Source organism: Nocardiopsis tropica (genome assembly GCF_042660575.1).
GTDB classification, from domain to species: Bacteria; Actinomycetota; Actinomycetes; order Streptosporangiales; family Streptosporangiaceae; genus Nocardiopsis; species Nocardiopsis tropica.
The window spans coordinates 84,520-99,772 of record NZ_JBHSUF010000019.1 but is presented as its reverse complement, the minus strand read 5'-3'; the positions used below and the strand labels follow the sequence as shown (position 1 = coordinate 99,772).

General features: G+C 73.4%; 12 protein-coding genes. 5 read left to right on the top strand and 7 right to left on the bottom strand.

Going from position 1 to position 15,253, the window contains the following annotated elements; translation table 11 throughout:
• Positions 1–48 precede the first annotated feature (48 nt).
• From ACFQBR_RS26195 to ACFQBR_RS26180, 4 genes are all read right to left on the bottom strand, one after another.
• Positions 49–2,325, bottom strand: a complete 2,277-nt coding sequence (locus ACFQBR_RS26195) for a SpoIIE family protein phosphatase (RefSeq protein WP_267947964.1) — start codon at positions 2,323–2,325, stop codon at positions 49–51.
• 152 nt (positions 2,326–2,477) lie between these two features.
• Complete coding sequence (locus tag ACFQBR_RS26190; protein WP_344179910.1) at positions 2,478–3,179, bottom strand: metal-dependent transcriptional regulator; 702 nt, start codon at positions 3,177–3,179, stop codon at positions 2,478–2,480.
• Positions 3,180–3,571: 392 nt separating this feature from the next.
• Positions 3,572–4,225 (bottom strand): pyridoxamine 5'-phosphate oxidase, encoded by a 654-nt coding sequence (pdxH, locus tag ACFQBR_RS26185; RefSeq protein ID WP_267947962.1) that lies wholly within the window; start codon positions 4,223–4,225, stop codon positions 3,572–3,574.
• A gap of 60 nt (positions 4,226–4,285) precedes the next feature.
• Positions 4,286–7,810, bottom strand: a complete 3,525-nt coding sequence (locus tag ACFQBR_RS26180) for an ABC transporter substrate-binding protein (protein WP_344179912.1) — start codon at positions 7,808–7,810, stop codon at positions 4,286–4,288.
• A gap of 232 nt (positions 7,811–8,042) precedes the next feature.
• Here ACFQBR_RS26180 and serC point away from each other — a divergent pair, with 232 nt between their 5' ends.
• Together serC and ACFQBR_RS26170 are read left to right on the top strand one after the other, a co-directional pair.
• A complete protein-coding gene (gene serC, locus ACFQBR_RS26175) occupies positions 8,043–9,167 on the top strand; it encodes a phosphoserine transaminase (protein ID WP_344179915.1) in 1,125 nt (374 codons plus the stop codon).
• A gap of 97 nt (positions 9,168–9,264) precedes the next feature.
• The gene (locus ACFQBR_RS26170) at positions 9,265–10,278 is read left to right on the top strand and encodes a glycerophosphodiester phosphodiesterase family protein (RefSeq protein WP_267947959.1); all 1,014 of its coding nucleotides are present in this window, start codon (positions 9,265–9,267) and stop codon (positions 10,276–10,278) included.
• A gap of 77 nt (positions 10,279–10,355) precedes the next feature.
• Here ACFQBR_RS26170 and ACFQBR_RS26165 read toward each other — a convergent pair whose 3' ends face one another.
• Complete coding sequence (locus ACFQBR_RS26165; protein ID WP_267947958.1) at positions 10,356–10,805, bottom strand: VOC family protein; 450 nt, start codon at positions 10,803–10,805, stop codon at positions 10,356–10,358.
• 74 nt (positions 10,806–10,879) lie between these two features.
• Here ACFQBR_RS26165 and ACFQBR_RS26160 point away from each other — a divergent pair, with 74 nt between their 5' ends.
• Complete coding sequence (locus ACFQBR_RS26160; protein WP_344179919.1) at positions 10,880–11,491, top strand: CGNR zinc finger domain-containing protein; 612 nt, start codon at positions 10,880–10,882, stop codon at positions 11,489–11,491.
• A 152-nt stretch (positions 11,492–11,643) separates the two neighbouring features.
• Here ACFQBR_RS26160 and ACFQBR_RS26155 read toward each other — a convergent pair whose 3' ends face one another.
• A complete protein-coding gene (locus ACFQBR_RS26155; protein WP_267947956.1) occupies positions 11,644–12,711 on the bottom strand; it encodes a hypothetical protein in 1,068 nt (355 codons plus the stop codon).
• A 90-nt stretch (positions 12,712–12,801) separates the two neighbouring features.
• Between ACFQBR_RS26155 and ACFQBR_RS26150 the strand changes: the two genes are divergently transcribed.
• Positions 12,802–13,527 carry a 3-keto-5-aminohexanoate cleavage protein gene (locus ACFQBR_RS26150; RefSeq protein WP_267947955.1) on the top strand — a complete coding sequence of 242 codons (726 nt, stop codon included), beginning with the start codon at positions 12,802–12,804 and terminating at the stop codon, positions 13,525–13,527.
• A 256-nt stretch (positions 13,528–13,783) separates the two neighbouring features.
• On the opposite strand, the gene thpR is transcribed toward ACFQBR_RS26150, so the two are convergent.
• Positions 13,784–14,374: an RNA 2',3'-cyclic phosphodiesterase gene (gene thpR / locus ACFQBR_RS26145; RefSeq protein WP_267947954.1), complete on the bottom strand. Its 591-nt coding sequence runs from the start codon at positions 14,372–14,374 to the stop codon at positions 13,784–13,786.
• A 90-nt stretch (positions 14,375–14,464) separates the two neighbouring features.
• Here thpR and ACFQBR_RS26140 point away from each other — a divergent pair, with 90 nt between their 5' ends.
• A complete protein-coding gene (locus ACFQBR_RS26140; protein ID WP_267947953.1) occupies positions 14,465–15,187 on the top strand; it encodes a sulfite exporter TauE/SafE family protein in 723 nt (240 codons plus the stop codon).
• Positions 15,188–15,253: the final 66 nt, after the last annotated feature.

The following is a 15,253-nucleotide window of genomic DNA, read 5'->3' as shown; positions in this document are numbered from 1 at the left end:
GGAACCGGGCGGGCCGACGGGGTCGGCCGCCGCGGCCCGCGGGAGGGCTCAGCCCTGCGAGCCCTCCTCGTCCTCACCGTGCATCGGCATCTCGAACCAGACCGCCTTGCCGTCCGGCGTGGGACGGGAGCCCCACCGGCTCGCCAGCTGCTCCACCAGGTAGAGGCCGCGACCGCCCTCGTCGTCGGCGGCCGCGCTGCGGATGCGGGGCAGGCGCAGGTCGTGGTCGAAGACCTCCACCCACACGGCGGAGGCGCCGCGCCGCAACCGGAGCAGGAACTCCTTGTCGGCGGTGTCCTCGGCGGGTTCGTCGTCCTCCTCGGCCGCCGCCTCCAGCAGGTCCGTCCAGTCCTCGTCGAACTCGTCCGCCGCCGACCCCGCGCCGAGGGGCGTCTCCGAGTCCAGGACGCCGTTGCCGGTGAACTCGCGGTGCACGGGGTGGGGGGTCGCGTGGATGACGACGTTGGTGACGATCTCCGAGACCAGCAGGCAGGCCAGCTCGGACTGGTCGCGGTCCATCCCCCACTCGTCGAAGGTCTTGGCCGCCAGGTGGCGCGCCTCGCCCACGGTGGAGGCCTCCGAGGGGAACCAGCCCTCGCGCAGGGCCAGTGCGTCGGAGTGGGTGCGCACGACCAGCAGCGCGGTGTCGTCGTCCAGCTCGCCGGGGACGCCGTGCAGGGCCGCCTCGGCGATCTCGTCGACGTCCTTGTCCGCGACCTCGGAGACCCGCTCGGCCAGCCTGGCCAGGGCGCGCTCGGGGTCGGGCGCACCTCCGACCGGGTGCCGGTTCACGAGCCCGTCGGTGTACATGACCAGGGTCGCGCCGAGCGGGAGCCGCAGTTCGGCCTGGTGGTAGACGACGTCCTCGGCCGCCCCGCCCTTGGCCCGCACGCCCAGCATGCGGTCGGCCGCCGCCAGGTCGAGCTTGTCGACCGAGTCGGAGGTGACCAGCAGCGGTGTGGCGTGCCCGGCGTTGGCGTAGGACAGCTCGCGCGACCACGCGTCGTAGACCATGTACAGGCAGCTGACGCTGGGGATCCAGGTGCCGCCGCCGTCCTCGTCCGGCTGGCCGAGCTGGCGGACCCACTCGTCGAGTTCGCGGAGGATGTCCGCGGGCTCGCGGTCGGCCTGGGCGAAGGCCCGCAGGGCGGCGCGCAGCTGACCCATGACCGCGGCGGCGTGCGGACCGCGGCCCTCCACGTCGCCGATGACCAGCCCGACGCGTCCCGCGGAGAGCGGGATGGCGTCGTAGAAGTCGCCGCCGACCTGGGTCTGCACACCGTAGCCGTGCGCCTGGAGGGGCCCGGCGGGCTGGTAGCGGTGGGCGATGGTCAGCCCGTCCAGGTGCGGGAAGTGGTGCGGGAGCAGGCTCCGCTGGAAGGCGAGGGCGGTGCTGCGCTCCTCCTCGAACAGGCGCGCGTTGTCGATGGTCAGGGCCACCCGGGAGGCGATGGCGCCGACGAGGTCGCGGTCGAACCCGCCGTAGGTGCTCTTCTGGCGGGGGGAGAGCCCCGAGAGCGCCAGGGTGAGCACGCCGAGGACCTCGCCGCGTGCCCGCAGGGGGGCGGCGATGGCGGAGGTGACGCCGACCTGCCGGGAGACGGTGTCGGAGCGGGTGCTGGGAGAGTTCTCGAACAGGTAGTCGCTGCTGACGACGGTCTCCATCCGACGCAGCGCCTGGGTGACGAAGTGGCGTTCGGGGTAGCGGACCTCGTCGCCGACCCCGAACCACGTGCGGGGAGGCGGCGTCCACCCCTCGGCGTGCACCGACACCTGTCTGACCAGGCGGTCGTGGTCGTAGAGGTCGATGAAGCAGTGGTCGGCGAACTGCGGCACCAGGATGCCCGCGACGCCCTTGACCGTGGAGTCGAACTCCAGGGAGCTGGCCAGGCGGCTGCCGATGCGTTCGAGCAGTCCGTACTGCTCCTCCACACGGCCGCTGCGCAGGGCCTCGCGGGCGATGAGGGTGATGCCGTCGATCTCGCCGGACTCGTCGCGCATCGGCACGGCCTGGGCGCGCACGTGGATCCACGTGGAGTCGCCCTTGAGGACGGCGAACGTGCCCTCCCAGTGCTCGCCGCGCAGGACGCGGCGGGCCAGCTGGGAGGCGTGTTCGCGGTCCGACTCGTGGATGCCGATGTCGAGGAGGGAGAGGCCGACGTAGTCCCGGCCGCCGACGAACCCGAAGAGCTCGCGGGCGAAGGGGTTCCAGTAGCGCAGCAGGCTGGACCTGTCGATGACGACGATGGCGATCTGCGCCTGGTCCACCACAGCGGCCGTGGTCAGCGCGCCGCTCTCCCGGAAGGGCTCACCCCACCGTGTCATCTAGCCGCCACCTCGCCGTCATGAGCTGCATACATGCCCGCTCCGGGTACCCCGAACGACCGCACCTTGGGGCGAGCGTAGCAACACCGTCAACGTTCCCGCAGCGCAATGTGACAATCCCGATGAGCAACCAATCAACGTGTTCGCGTGGTTCACGGCTTGGCGACGAAGATGTGTCCGGCGACGACCTCGGAGAGGTCGGTCCCCTCGGACTCGCCGCCGATCACGTGGACGCCCCCGTCGGAGGCCCTGAGCACCACTTCCTGCCCGGGTTGTACCCCGGATTCGCGCAAGGTGAGCATGATGTCGGCGTCCGACTGGATCTGCTCGCTGATGCGCCGTACCGTCACGGTCGTCTCGCTGTTGCCCGCGACGTCGATCATCGGAACGATCGAGTCGTCGGTGAAGGGCTCGGGCGAGTAGTTCTCCAGGCCGAGCTCGTCCAGGCCCGGGATCGGGTTGCCGTGGGGGCACACCGAGGGGGCGTTGAGCAGCGTCACGAGGCGCTCCTCCACCGCCTCGGAGATCACGTGCTCCCAGCGGCAGGCCTCGATGTGCACGTCCTCCCAGGGCAGCCCGATGACGTCGACGAGCAGGCGCTCGGCGAGCCGGTGCTTGCGCATGACGTGCGTGGCCAGTCGACGGCCCTCGGCCGTCATGACGAGGTGCCTGTCGTTCTCGACCCGCAGCAGGCCGTCGCGCTCCATGCGGGCCACCGTCTGGCTGACCGTGGGTCCGCTCTGGTGCAGGCGTTCGGCGATACGCGCCCGAAGCGGGACGATGCCCTCCTCCTCGAGCTCGAAAACCGTCCGGAGGTACATCTCCGTGGTGTCGATCAGCCCGTGTGCGGTCAAGTCTCCCCTCCCAAGGCTCTGCGCCCGACGCGCGGTCGCGAGCGGGCACGGCAGGTCTCTCACAACACAGGCCGGGACCACGTGATTCCCAGGGGCCGAGTGGGGACCGGGGCGTCCGCAGGACCGCGGGAGCGACCACCGATACGGCAAGCATATCGCGCATCGGCGAGCCCGAATTTCTCCACCGTCCCACAATGTGGACAGCGGAGGGGCGTCGTCCGCCCCTCGGCGCAGGAGTCGCTGGTCCCGGCCCCTCCGGGCCGTTCGCCCCTGGAGGAATGCCCGACGGACCCTTGCGAAGGGCCCTCCGGCGCCACACGGGCCCGGGGCGCGCACCGGACGCGACGGGGATCACTCCGGGGGCGCCCGCACCGGCCCCTCCGCGGCGGGGTTCAGGGGGACAGGCGGTCGATCTCCCACGCGTCCCCGTCGCCGCGCAGGTAGCGGAAGCGGTCGTGCATGCGGTCCGGGCCGCCCTGCCAGAACTCGACCTCCTCCGGGACGAGGCGGTAGCCGCCCCAGTAGGAGGGCCTGGGGACCTCCTCGTCCTCGGCCCACACCGTCTCGAAGCCCCGGTACAGGCGGTCGAGCTCGGCGCGGTCCTCCACGGTCCGGGACTGGCGCTCGCTGGCCCAGGCCCCGAGCTGCGAGCCGCGCGGCCGTGTGGCGAAGTAGCGGTCGTTCTCCGCGTCGGAGAGCCGTTCGACCCGACCGGCCACCAGGACCTGCCTGCGGATGGCGTGCCAGGGGAAGAGGAGGCCGGCGCGGGGGTCCGCGTCCAGCGCCTCCCCCTTCCTGGAGGTGTAGTTGGTGAAGAAGCGCAGCCCGGTCCTGTCGTAGCCCTTCAGCAGCACCGTCCTGGCCCTGGGCATCCCCGAGGGCTCGACGGAGGCCAGGACCATGGCGTTGGGCTCGGCCAGCCCCGACTCGTAGGCCTCCTCGAACCACAGGTGGAACTGCGTCATCGGATGGGCGGCGAGGGAGGAGCGCACCAGGGGTTCACCCGTGTACGGTTTCCGCAGTTCGGCGGGGTTTCGGTGGTCCACAACGGGCATCTTCTCGCGTCGGGCGGTCCCGCGCCACCCCGCCCCGCCCCCCGTTCCCCCTCATACGCAGCCGGGGTCGGCCGGGGGCAGGTCCGCGCTGCTCATGCCGCACCTGTGGATGACGTGCTGGCGGTCCCCGCCCGAGTCGGGTCCCACCAGGACCAGCTGCACCAGGCGCTCCGGGAACCAGTGGCCGTCGACCGAGCTGTCGAACTCGAGGTAGCCCGACATGCCGGTCAGGCCGCGCGTGTCCCGGATCCCGCCCAGGAGCTGGTCGCGCTTGGCCTCGTAGTCCTCCTGGGTCCGGAGGAACGGCCGCCGTTCCAGTCCGACGAACCCCAGCGGCCCCCGCGCGGCGAGCTCCTCGGGGGTCAGGCCGGTGTGCGGCATCGCCCGCGAGACGACGAGGAGGGCGTCGCTGGCCACCGCGGCGTGCGCGATCGACGGGAGCTCGGTCCGCGGGACCGGTTCCCCCTCCTCGTCCCCGTCCTCCCGGTACAGCTCCTCCACGAGGTCGTCCACCGCCGTGTAGAACCCCTGGGAGTCCTCCTCCGCCAGCGCCTCCGACTCGCCCCAGGACCCGCTGGCCGCGAGCGGCGTGTAGAACACGGGGTGCTGGAGGGACTGGCTGATGCGGTCCTCCTCGTCGGCGACGAACTTGGCGATGTCGTCCCCGCCGAGGATGGTCATGTCCCCTCCCACGCACGCCGCGCCGCCCGCGGTCCTGAAGTAGTCGTGGAAGGCCGTGAAGTCCGCGGAGCGCCCGGCGAAGTAGAGCAGGTCGGGCGGGTCCTCCGTGCACAGCCGGTCGAGGTGGTCCCGGAAGGTGGTGTCCTCCTCCAGGTCGCCGCTCCCGTACAGGAGGGTCCCGTCGGCGTACTCCTCCGGCCCGAGCCCCCGCGCGCCCTCCCAGACGGAGCCGCCCTCCTCCTGGAAGGCCGCCATGAACAGCTCGGCCAGGTGCGGGCCGTACTGCTCGTGCGCTCCCCCGTCCTCCGCGGCCCCCGCGCTCGCGATGGCCACGGCCGTGCGGGCGGGCTCCAGCCCGTACTCCACCCCCCGGTCGCCGGTCCACGGCACGCCGTTGTAGGCCCAGTGCGCCGCCTGCTCGGCGATGCGGCTGTTGGCGGGGGCGACGGGGAAGAAGAACTCGTTGTGCTGCCGCTCGCCGGACCGGGCGACGTCGTCGTAGGTGGCGGTGGTGCCGACCATCGGTATCCCGGCGTCGCCGACGATCCGGATGGCCTCGCTGTTGGGCGCGACGCTGTGCCCGAAGCCGACGGCGCCGATCGGGCGGTCCATGCCGAGGTACGTGTTCCCGGACCGCGCGGCGATCTCCCGCGCGGTCTCCTCGGCGTGGGCCCACGCCTCCCCCGCGTTGCCGATCAGGATCTTGATCTTGGGCGTGCCGTCCCTGCCGACCAGCTCGTTGTGCTGGTCCTGCTGGAAGGCCAGGCCCAGCAGCTCACCCTGGACCCCGGAGAGCGAGGGGTCGCCGGGGTCGGCGATCTCCAGCTCGGCGATGTAGGCGATGGTGACGTAGGGGTCCCCGCTGTCGTCGACCGCCCGGTTCTGGTCCCGGATGCGCTCGGTCACCTCCTCCAGCCGCTCGTGGAACACGAAGTCCCCGAAGGAGACGCCGACGCACTGGCCGTTCCTCGTGTCGATCCCGGCGGGGACCACCAGGCCCCGCTGCACGCAGGGGTGCAGGGCGGGGACGACCACCGTCCCGAGGAGGACCGCCAGGACGACGCAGGCGGCGGCGCCCGCCGTCCAGAGCCCCGCGAGGGCGGGGGCGGTGAACACCCGGACGGGTTCGGGCCGCAAGGAGCCCCGGGGGCGGTCCCCGCGCAGCGGACCGACGTCCAGGGCGACGAGCCGGTGGGCGCCGAGCCGCCCGGCGGCGTGGCGCGCCCTGGTCCAGCGGCCGACCTCCGGGGCCCGCTGCGCGGCGCCCTCCCCCTCGGGGAGGGAGGGGTACCGGGCGGTGTCCACCCCTCCCCGCACGAGCGGAGGGGTGGAGCCGCACCGGACCTGCACGATCAGGAGGGGGTCGGGGAAGCCGCGGCGCAGCCGCTCGTCCTCGACGAGGAGGACGAGGTAGCGGGCCACCGGGTCGAGGCGCTCCTGTTCCAGGAGGAGCACGGGGCGCTGCCTGCGCTTGCGCCTGCGGCGCCCGGCCGCGCCGTAGGCGCGGTGGAGGTCGTCGAGGAAGGCGTTGACGGCGAGCCGGTGGACGCCGGGCGGCCTGGTGTCGGCGCTGATCCGCCCGCCCCCCGCGTCGCGGTCGTTGAGCTGGTTGAGGACGTGGATCCCGCGTTCGCGGTGGTTGGGGAGGGCCTTGTCGCCGCCCGCCTCGTGGGTGACGTAGCGGTGCCGGTTGAGCCAGCGGTAGGGCCACCAGGGCAGGAGCACGAAGAACGCGACGACCGCGTAGGCGGCCGTCAGCGCGACGCCGGCGAGGAGGCCGATCAGCTCGTTGACCTGCTGGGCGACCAGGCCCAGGACGGCGAAGGGCGTGGCGGTGACGACGAGGGAGACGACGAAGGCCAGCGGGGTGAGCAGTCTCTCGTCGAGCTTGCCGAAGGTGACCCGGTCGGAGACGCGGGTCGCCCAGCGGGAGGTGCGGGAGGCGGCGGAGGCGAGCCAGCGCCGGCGCACGACGAAGGAGAGCCGGGACCGCTCCCACCGTGACGGTGCTCCGGCCGGGGCGCCGTCGTCCCCGGTGTCCGGGCTCCGCCCTCCGGCCGCGTCGAGGAGGCGCTCGCGCCGTTCCCTGGCGCTGTCCAGCCGGACCCGGCGCAGCTCGTTGATGACCTCCACCTGGGTCTTGCTGTCGCTGGTGAGCGCGACGCCGTCCTGGGGGACCTCGGAGCCGGACACGTTGGCCTGCACGGTGGCCGGCTCGCACCTGCGCAGCCACAGCAGGGAGCTCAGGCGGGCGAAGCGGGGAGGGGAGGGGGGCTTGTGGTACCACTTCTGCCCGGGCTGGTCGCCGAGGCGGGCGAGGCGGCCGTCGACCAGGCGTTCCATCAGGTCGTAGAGCTGGTCGGTGGTGACGGGGGCGTCCTCGCCCGGGGGCCCGGCGCCCGGAGGGGCGGCCAGCGGTGCGCCGGTGCTCTCGACGCCCGGGTGCGGCGCGGTCCGGCGCCGCCCGAACCGCCTCCCGGCCCCGTTCCCAGCGGGAGGGCCGCCGTCGCCTGGCCGAGGAGCGGCGGCCGCCCCTCCGGCCTCCGCGCTCCCCCCGGCCCCGCCGGACGGAAGCGGCTCCGCGGGCTCCTCCGCCTCGGGCAGGCGCCACACGAGGTTCGCCCCGCCCCGCTCGACCAGCATGCGCAGGACCTCCGAGCGGTCCGCCGTACCGCGCACGGCCAGGTCCAGGACGGGGGGCGGCTCGGCGACGTCGCCGCGCTGGAGGCCGTCGTGCTTGTCCGCGGGGAGCCGGCGGGCCACGCGGCGCTCCATGCGGGCCAGGAGGGTGTACCTGCGGCGTGGGGGGCGGGCCCGCAGCGCGTCGAAGACGGCCAGGAAACGGGGCGGCGCCCCGGGGGCGGCGGTCCGGTCGCCGGACTCGTCGTCAACCACTCGCGAAAACCCCTTCACGGCTCGTGTCGGTCCCGTCACTCCCCCCGAAGCTGTTTCTCATTAGACAACAAAGGCGTCGGAAGATTCATCCGTTTTGGCGGAATTGACACTGACCCATACCGGCCAGAACTTCCGAGAATGTGACAATTCGATCCTCCGGTCACGCGCATGCACGCCGTGAACGGAGGCCCTGACCGGCTGCGTCACCACTCCCACCACTACCCTGGGGACCGTGACCGACGAGATTCAGATCCCCGCGAACCTGCTGCCCGCCGACGGCCGTTTCGGCAGCGGCCCGTCCAAAGTGCGCCCCGCGCAGCTGGAGGCCCTGGCCTCCTCCGGCTCCCGCTACATGGGGACCTCCCACCGGCAGAAGCCGGTCAAGTCCCTGGTCTCCCGGGTGCGCGCCGGCGTGAGCGACCTCTTCTCCCTGCCCGACGGGTACGAGGTCGTCCTCGGCAACGGCGGGACCACCGCCTTCTGGGACATCGCCGCGCACGGCCTGCTGCGCTCCAGGTCCCAGCACCTGTCCTTCGGCGAGTTCTCCGGCAAGTTCGCGAAGGTCGCCAAGGGCGCCCCGTGGCTGGAGGAGCCCACCGTCATCAGCACCGACCCCGGCAGCCACGGCGAGCCCGTCGCCGAGGCCGGTGTGGACGTGTACGCCCTCACCCACAACGAGACGTCCACCGGCGTGGCCGCCCCCATCAAGCGGGTCGCGGGCGCCGACGACGACGCGCTCGTCCTGGTGGACGCCACCAGCGGGGCGGGCGGCCTGCCCGTCGACATCACCGAGACGGACGTCTACTACTTCGCCCCGCAGAAGAGCTTCGCCGCCGACGGCGGGCTGTGGCTGGCGGTCATGTCGCCCCGCGCCCTGGCCCGGGTGGACGAGATCGCCGCGAGCGGCCGGTACATCCCCGAGTTCTTCTCGCTGACCACCGCGGTGGACAACTCCCGCAAGGACCAGACGTACAACACCCCGGCCGTGGCCACGCTGCTGCTGCTCGCCGAGCAGCTGGAGTGGATGAACACGCGGGGCGGGCTGGAGTGGACGGTGGCGCGCACCGCCGAGTCCTCCTCCATCCTCTACGACTGGGCCGAGAAGTCCCCGGTCGCGACCCCGTTCGTGACCGACCCGGCCAAGCGCTCCCAGGTGGTCGGCACCATCGACTTCAGCGACGACGTCGACGCCGCCGCCGTCGCGAGGGTCCTGCGCGCCAACGGCGTCGTCGACACCGAGCCGTACCGCAAGCTCGGCCGCAACCAGCTGCGCGTGGCCATGTTCCCGGCCGTCGAGCCGAGCGACGTCCAGGCGCTCACCGCGTGCGTGGACCACGTGCTCACCGAGCTGTCCTGACCCGTTCGCCCCACGTTGCACAATGGTGGCCGACCCGTGTTCCCACGGGTCGGCCACCCTCTTTCCCGGCATCTCGGCTTCTCAGGACGGTTCGGCTGTGCGCAGGAACAAGAACAAGCAGGAAATCCCCATCAAGATCATCTCCCACCGGGGTGCGTCGGGGCACCGTCCCGAGCACACGCTGGCCTCCTACGAGCTGGGCGCCCGGTACGGCGGCGACTTCATCGAGATCGACCTGGTCGCGACCCGGGACGGGAAGCTGATCTGCCGCCACGAGCAGGAGATCGGCGGCACCACGGACGTGGGCGAGCGCCCGGAGTTCGCCGACCGGCGCACCACCCGGACCGTGGACGGGCGCGAGACCACCGGGTTCTTCGCCCAGGACTTCACCCTGGAGGAGATCCGGACCCTGCGCGCCGTGGAGCGCATGCGGGACGTGCGCGCCATGAACGCCCTGATGGACGGGGACTACGGGATCCCGACCCTGGACGAGGTGATCGGGCTGGCCTTCTCGCTCACCGAGGAGCTGGGGCGGCCGATCGGGATCTACCCCGAGACCAAGCACCCCGCGTACCACGCCGCCCAGGGCCTGGAGCTGGAGCCGGCCCTGATCGGGGCCCTGCGCGAGGCGGGGCTGACCGGCCCCGAGCCGGCCCTGCCGGTGTTCCTCCAGTCCTTCGAGGCCGAGAGCCTGCGCAAGCTCGCCGGGACGGAGCTCCCGCTGGTGTTCCTGCTCGGCACCGAGGACCGCTGGCTGCACTACACGACCCCGGAGGGCCTGGCCGAGGTCGCGGCCTTCGCCCGGGCCATCGGCCCCGCGAAGGGCCTGGTCATCCCCACCGACGAGGACGGCAACCTCGGGGAGCCCACCGACCTCGTCGAGAACGCGCACGCGGCCGGCCTGCTCGTGCACCCGTACACGTTCCGCAGCGAGAACCACTTCCTGCCCCCCGACCTGCGCTCGGACCGCGGGCCGAGCGACTACGGGGGCTTCGCCGCCGAGTACGAGGCGTTCTTCGAGCTCGGCGTGGACGGCGTGTTCACCGACTTCTCCCGGCACGCGTTCCTGGCGCGCGAGCACTTCCTCGACCCCCAGCCCGTCGAGGACTGACGGCCGCGGCCGCCGGGCCGCTCCGGCGCCGGCCCCGTGTCGCGGGAGGCGCGCCGCCGCCCGGCCCCGGGCGGGCGTCACTGCACGTCGAACTCGTTCCCCTCGGGGTCCCGCATGGTGACGTGCGAGGCCCCGGGCTCGTCCACGGCCCGCACGAAGGTCGCCCCCAGGCCCTCCAGCCGCCTGACGGTGTCGGCCCGGCGCGCGGCCCCCACCTTCAGGTCGACGTGCAGGCGGTTCTTCACGGTCTTGGACTCCGGCACGACCTGGAAGAGCACGCGCCGCCCCAGCCCGATGCCGGTGCTGCCGTCCACCGGGTCGTCGGGGTGGCGGATGGCGACGACCGTGGCGAAGACCTTGCGCCCGTCCACCTCCCGGAGGTCCCCCTCCTTCACGAGCCCCTCCGCCAGCAGGCGGTCGATGAGCACGGTGTTGTCCTCGGGCTCGTACTCCATCGCCTGCGCCCAGAACAGCGAGAGGGCGACGGGGTCCGCGCAGTCCACCACGAGCTGCCATTCGACTGCCATCGGGGTTCTCCTCGGCTCTGTGGCGGGACCTTCCGGACATGGCCCCGACCGTTGATTCCAGTTATAGTGGTTACATGACCCGGGACACAACAGGCCTGCCGATGCGCCCCCTGCACGGCTCCCCCTTCGTCTTCGACCCCGGCGCCCTGTGCCTGGAACTGCTCGTCACCGGCGCCCCCGGCGCGTACGCGCACTACGAGATCCTCCACGGGCCCCGGGACCTCGCCGACTGGCTCGCCCTGTCCCGGCTCCGCCTGGACCCGGATCTGGTCGGGGTCACCGAGGCGGAACTCCGTGCCGCACGGCGCCTGCGCGACTCGCTCTGGCGCCTGGCCGACGCGCGCACGGGCGGCCGCCCCCTCCCGCCGGAGGACGTCGCCGAGGTCAACCTAGCCGCGTCCCACCCTCCCCTGGTCCCGGCCATGGACGCCGGCGCGGGCCGGTCCTGGGTCCAGCCGGCCGGTGCGACCGCCGTCCTGTCCACCATCGCCCGCGACGCGGTCGACCTGTTCACCGGCGACCACGCCGACCGGATCCGCGAGTGCGGCTCCCACGACTGCCGGCTGGTCTTCGTGGACACCTCGCGCCCGGGCCGGCGGCGCTGGTGCTCGATGGAGCGCTGCGGCAACCGCCAGAAGGTCCGGGCGCTGCGCGCCCGCAGGGAGGGGGCGGAGGACCCGCGGTGACCGCGCGGCCACCGCGGTCCCGCGTCCGCGACGGGAACCGGCGGTGGGGAGCGCCACGGGCGGGATCCTCGGGACCGGTGTCCGCGCGGTGCGACGTCCCCGCCGCGTGTCCCGGGACCGGGCGTCGGCCCGCTGTGTCCCCGGGCCCGGTGTCAGCCCCGACGGGCGAGCAGGACGATCCCGGCGATGAGCACGGCCGCGACGCCGGCCCCGCCCAGGATGAACGGCAGCGCGCTCCCGTCCCCGCCGCCGCCCTCCGCCGCGGTACCGCCGTCCTCCCCGTCGGAGGGCGCGGCCTCCGCCTCGACCTCCACCGGTTCGTCGGTCAGGTACCGGTCCTCCAGGGGGATCCGCCACACGGGGGCGTGCGGCCCCTCGGTGCCCGCCATGAGCGCGGTCCCGTCGGGGGTGAACGCCACCGACTCGCCCTGGTCGGATTCGGGAAGGTCGAAGGAGCCGATCGGCCGCCCGGGCACCCCGTCGGTGGAGTCGTAGACCGTGGCCCCCCAGTAGGTGCGGATCACGTAACGGGTGCCGTCCGGGCCGAACGCGGCGTCGGTGGCGAACAGCGGCGCGGAGTCGATCCGCTCCAGGACGTTCGCGCCCTCGGGGTCCAGGACCTCGGGGGCCGCGTAGAGGCCGCCGGAGAACTCCTTGGACACCACGTACACGCGCCCGTCGCGGGGGTCGATCATCATCGACTCCGCGTCCCGGCCGCCGTCCGCGTACGTGAAGGTGAGCGTCACCGGCTCGACCGCCCCGTCGGCGAGGACCGCCGGCTCCGGGAACCGGTACACCCTGTACTCGGCCCAGCTGCCGCCGAAGTTGTCGCCGATGTCGGCCACGAAGACCGCCGGCTCCCCGTCGGGCCCCTCCGCGACGGCGACCGCCTCCCAGTCGCGCCGCTCCAGGCCCAGGGAGAACGTGGCGAGCGTCTGCCCGTCCCCGTCGACCGCGTACACCTCGCTCGGGTGCTCGCCGCTGTCGTTGTGCGTCCACCACACGCCCTCGTGCAGCGCGGAGGGCGCGATGCCGCTGGACTCGGAGATCCTCGCGTCCTGGAACTCGAACGCCACCTCCGAGCCCTCCGGCCCCTCCCCGCCCCTCGGGTAGTCGACCCCGCCGCTCGGCGCGCCCGGGTCCTCGGGGGACGCCGAAGCCGGGGCGGCGGGAAGGGCCGCGAGCAGTGCGGTCGCGACCAGCGCGAGCGGTCTTCTCATGGACGACATCCTGCCAGGGGACGGCGGGGGTGGCTTGCGCCCGGGTGCGAACGGGCACATTCGGCTTACGGAGCGCCGTGAGGAGAGCCCATGAGGATCGTCGCCTGCCTGAACGGGGACCGCCGCCCCGGAGCGCACCCCGCCCTGCCCGTGTCCGTCGACCAGCTGGTGGCGGACGCCCACGCCGTGGTGGCCGCCGGCGCGGACGCCGTCCACGTCCACCCGCGCGACCCCGGGGGCGCCGAGTCGCTGGAACCGCAGGTCGTCGCGTCGCTGATGGAGGCGCTGCGGTCCGAGGGGCCGGACGTCCCGGTGTCCCTGACCACGTCGCTGTCGGCGGAGTCGGACCCGTGGCGCCGCTACGACCTGGTCCAGAGATGGGCGTCCCCGCTGTTACCCGACTCGGTCACGCTGAACCTGCACGAAGCCGGCTCGGTGGACCTGGCCCACCTCCTGGAGGACCGCAGGGTGGACGTGGAGGCGGGCGTGTGGACCGTGGAGGCGGCCCGGATCCTGGTCGCCACGAAGATGCGGGTGTCCGCCGTCCTGGTCGAGCCCACCCAGGTCGCGGTGGAGGACGCCGAGCGCAACGCGAACGCGATCCTCTCCCTCCTGGACCGGGCGCGGGTGGGCGCCCCCCGGATGCTGCACGGGACGGACGCGACCGCGTGGCCGATGCTGGAGGCCGCCGTGGCCTCGGGCCACGACCTCCGGATCGGCCTGGAGGACACCATGCGCCTCCCGGACGGCACGGAGGCGTACGACAACGCGGCGCTGGTGGCGCACGCCGCGAGCCTGGCCGCCGCGGCCGCCTGACCCCGGCCGGACCGGTCCGCCGCCCCGATGATCTTGTACTTATAGCGAGGTTGGGCGCCGAAACCGTCTATAAGTACAAGATCATCGGGGGTGGGGTGGGGTGGGCAGGGCGGGGCAGGACGCCCCGTTCCGCACTGGGGAGGCCGCCGGCCGGGCGGGGCTCAGCCGAGGAGGGCGCCCAGGACCACGATCAGCATGATGGAGCCGAGGACCACGGGCAGCAGCCACCGCTGCTTGCGGTTGTTGGTGAGCATGCTCATGACGTGCTGCGCTCCGGTGGTCGGGTGGGATCCGGCTCCCAGCCTAACGCCCAGGTCCGGACGGTCCGGTAGCGGTCCGCCGACTCGGGCCGGCTCTCCACCAGGTGCATCTCCTGCGCCTCCCACCTGCGGCTGCGCAGGGTCCCGAGGGAGTGGACGGTGCCGGAGAGGTCCCGCGCGGGGCGGCTGCGGGCGACCGTGATGTGCGGCACGTACGGGCGGTGGTCGACCTCGATCCCGATCCGGTCGGCGGCGGCCCTCAGGCGGCCGACGAGGATGCCGAGCGCCTGGGTGTCGCCGTTGACGCCGGCCCACAGCACGGAGGTCCGGGCGTTGCTGCGCGGGAAGGTCCCCCAGCCGCGCGCCGCGAGCTCCAGGGGCCGCCTGTTGCGGGCCACCCTCCCGAGCGCCCCGGTGAGGCCGGGCAGCAGGTCGTCGTCGACCCGGCCGAGGAAGAGCAGGGTCAGGTGCCATTCACCGGGAGGCGTCCACCGCAGGTCGGGGGTGTGCCTGCGCCCCCGGTCGACGGCCTCGCGCACCGTCTCCACCACGTCCGGGGGAGGCGCCAGGGCAACGAACAGTCTCATCCCCCCATCCTTCCCTCCCGTGTCCGCGTCCGCATCCCGGGGAGTAGGGTCTGCGGGTCCCCGCCGCAGCGCCCCCGGAGCCGCCCGCCCATGCTCGTCATCTCCTGTGTCTTCGTGGTCCTCGCCCTGGGGTCCCTGGTGCGCACCACGACCGGGTTCGGCTTCTCCCTGGTGGCGGTGCCGCCGCTGGCCCTGCTCGCGGACCCGGTGACGGCGGTGGTGGTGGCCGGGCTGATGTCGGCGCCGGTGAGCGTGTGGATCACCGCCCGGGACCGCCACCACGTGGACCGTCGCCTGGCGGCCCTGTTCCTGGGGTTCGGGCTGGCCGGGGTGCCGTTCGGCGTGTGGCTGCTCGCCGTGCTGCCCGAGCGGGCCCTGATGGTGGCGATCGCCGTGATGGTCCTGGTGGGGACGTTCCTGGTGTGGCGGAGGACCCCCATCCCCGGCGGGACCCCGACGCTGGCGGGGGTGAGCGCCCTGTCGGGTGCGTCGTTCGCCTCGACGGGCATCGACGGCCCGCTGATGGTGGCGGCGCTCCAGGGGAGCGGGCTGGAGCCCCGCGTGCAGCGGGCGACCCTGTCGGTGATGTTCTCGGCGACGAGCGCCGCCTCGCTGGCGGGGTTCTGGATCAGCGGCAGGCTGACGCCGGAGGTCGGCTCGCTGCTGCTGGTCGGGGTCCCCGCGATGCTGGTCGGCATGGCGGTGGGCGAGCGGGTCTTCCGCCGGCTGGACGCCGAGCTGTTCCGCCGCGCGGTCCTGTGGCTGCTGCTGATCAGCTCGGTGTCGGTGGTGACGCGGGTGGTCACCTCCTGACCGGTCCGGCGCGGTCGGCGGGACGCGGTCTCCGGCCGTGCCCCGAGGACGGCGGGGCACGGCCGG

What these genes read in the sequence shown, in the direction of transcription:
- ACFQBR_RS26195 (WP_267947964.1), bottom strand. Translation starts at nt 2,325, where the DNA reads ATGACACGGTGGGGTGAGCCCTTCCGGGAGAGCGGCGCGCTGACCACG.
- ACFQBR_RS26165 (WP_267947958.1), bottom strand. Translation starts at nt 10,805, where the DNA reads ATGGCAGTCGAATGGCAGCTCGTGGTGGACTGCGCGGACCCCGTCGCC.
- ACFQBR_RS26160 (WP_344179919.1), top strand. Translation starts at nt 10,880, where the DNA reads ATGACCCGGGACACAACAGGCCTGCCGATGCGCCCCCTGCACGGCTCC.
- ACFQBR_RS26155 (WP_267947956.1), bottom strand. Translation starts at nt 12,711, where the DNA reads ATGAGAAGACCGCTCGCGCTGGTCGCGACCGCACTGCTCGCGGCCCTT.
- ACFQBR_RS26150 (WP_267947955.1), top strand. Translation starts at nt 12,802, where the DNA reads ATGAGGATCGTCGCCTGCCTGAACGGGGACCGCCGCCCCGGAGCGCAC.
- thpR (WP_267947954.1), bottom strand. Translation starts at nt 14,374, where the DNA reads ATGAGACTGTTCGTTGCCCTGGCGCCTCCCCCGGACGTGGTGGAGACG.
- ACFQBR_RS26140 (WP_267947953.1), top strand. Translation starts at nt 14,465, where the DNA reads ATGCTCGTCATCTCCTGTGTCTTCGTGGTCCTCGCCCTGGGGTCCCTG.